Genomic DNA, 1,300 nt, shown 5'->3' with positions numbered 1-1,300 from the left:
GCCAGATCCTTGCCAAGCACGCCGGCAAACAAAAAGCCCGGCTTTCGCCGGGCCTTTCGCGTCTAACAATGTCAGATCTGACTTATTAGAAGCTACGCTCGAAGCGCAGGATACCAGCAACCTGGTCCTTGTTGACCGAGTCCCAGTTGGTGTAGGAGACTTCCGGCTCGATGAGCAGGTCCCCAACCGGCTTCCACTTGATGTTCGAGGTAGCGGCAAAGATCTTCGTATCGGTGTAAGCGAGCTGCAGGTTCCACTTCAGCTTTTCGCCCATCGGAACGCCAACGCCACCCCAAACTGCCCAGTCGCCCCAGCCGCAATCTGCGCCGTGGACGTTGCCTTCTGCATCGGTGCAAGCCGATTCATCAAGGTTCGAACCAGCGTACTGGTTGAGCTTGCTGCCGTCGGTGTTCCAGCCGCCCATCAAGAAGGCCGAGAAGACGCCGAAGTCAGCATCGATACGAGCCTTGATAGCGCCTTCTTCGGCGATCGAGTCGTAACCGCCGACGACCTTGATGCCCCAGGCACCAGCCTTGTAGCCGAGACCGAGAACGCCGTTAGGAGCGTAGTGGTTCTGCTCGTTGACTTGCCAAGCGCCGTCGTAGGCAAAATCGCCGCTGGCGTTAGTGGGGTGGGAGTTGGTGTCTTCGATCGAGGCTACCGCCGTGAAGCCGTTGCCGGCGTCGTAGAGGTAGGTCAACTGGTTGAGTTCGTACGGGCCGTCATAGACCACGTCGTCGTTGATGACGTCGCCAGCGTAACCAACGAACTGGTTGTACTGCGAGTCGTCCTTACCGACGAGGAAGCCGCCGAGGCTGATGTTGGCATGCAGCAGGTTCGTGCCGGTCGACTGACCTTCCTGCCAATCCCAACGAATGATCGTTGCCGTCTTCAGCGGACCATATTCGGTGTCGGTCGCGGTGTTGACGTTCAACTCAGCGCGGGTGTGCCACAGCGTGCCATCCTGCCAGTCGCCAGCCGTACCATGACCACCGTAGGCATCGCCCCACTGAGCTTCGGTACGAACCTTGCCGCCGATCTGAAGGCAGGTTTCCGTGCCCGGAATGTAGAAGTAGCCCTTGCCGTATGCGTCGCAGATGCGAACATACTCAAGCGGCTCCGGCTCGGCAGCAACGATCGCGTCAGCTGCATGAGCACCGGATACTACTGCAAGAGCAGCAGCGGAGCCGAGAAGAAGGCTCTTGATGTTCATATTGACCTCCAATTCAAAGTTTCGATCGGGTCTGGGTTTTTTGCCAAGAGGCATTCCCTGCCCCATCCCCATGTTTCAAGAAGTCGG

At 58.3% G+C, this 1,300-nt stretch carries 1 protein-coding gene; it reads right to left on the bottom strand.

Going from position 1 to position 1,300, the window contains the following annotated elements:
• Positions 1-85 precede the first annotated feature (85 nt).
• Positions 86-1,213: a porin gene (locus AB4048_RS28755; RefSeq protein WP_442205343.1), complete on the bottom strand. Its 1,128-nt coding sequence runs from the start codon at positions 1,211-1,213 to the stop codon at positions 86-88.
• Positions 1,214-1,300 lie beyond the last annotated feature (87 nt).

The sequence above is a fragment of the Rhizobium sp. RAF56 genome (assembly GCF_052113965.1).
In the GTDB taxonomy this organism is placed as follows: Bacteria; Pseudomonadota; Alphaproteobacteria; order Rhizobiales; family Rhizobiaceae; genus Rhizobium.
Note: the sequence above shows the minus strand (reverse complement) of the source record. Positions and strands in the feature narration are given on the sequence as shown.

What these genes read in the sequence shown, in the direction of transcription:
- AB4048_RS28755 (WP_442205343.1), bottom strand. Translation starts at nt 1,213, where the DNA reads ATGAACATCAAGAGCCTTCTTCTCGGCTCCGCTGCTGCTCTTGCAGTA.